Below are 473 nucleotides of genomic sequence, written 5' to 3' on the forward strand. Positions count from 1 at the left end.
GGTGATACGGTTCTCGACGACAAAACGCGCCATCAGGCCGCGCGCGCGTTTCGCATGGAAGCTGATGATCTTGTAGCGGCCGCCCTTCCAGTCCTCGAATACCGGCGTGATGACCGGTGCGGCCAGCAGCTTCGGCTTGACCGACTTGAAGTATTCGGTCGACGCGCAGTTGACCAGCACGCGTGCGGCGCCGCTGCGCGTCTCCAACTGCTCGTTCAGCGCCCGCGTGATGCGGTCGCCCCAGAACGCATACAGATCCTTGCCGCGTGCGTTCGCGAACCGCGTACCCATCTCGAGCCGGTACGGCTGCAGCAGGTCGAGCGGACGCAGCAGCCCGTACAGGCCCGACAGCACGCGCACGTGCTGCTGCGCATAGTCGAGATCGGTGGACGACAGCGATTTTGCGTCGAAACCCTCGTAAACGTCACCGTTGAACGCCAGCACGGCCTGCTTCGCGTTGGCCGGCGTGAAGG

1 protein-coding gene is annotated in these 473 nt (G+C 64.5%); it reads right to left on the reverse strand.

Features of this window, described 5'->3' with window-relative positions; translation table 11 throughout:
• Positions 1-473, reverse strand: a 473-nt coding sequence (locus M3202_RS22085) for a YaaA family protein (RefSeq protein ID WP_251225351.1), incomplete at both ends; no start/stop codon positions are given.

Source organism: Halalkalibacter oceani, from assembly GCF_023715605.1.
GTDB classification, from domain to species: Bacteria; Bacillota; Bacilli; order Bacillales; family Bacillaceae_D; genus Halalkalibacter; species Halalkalibacter oceani.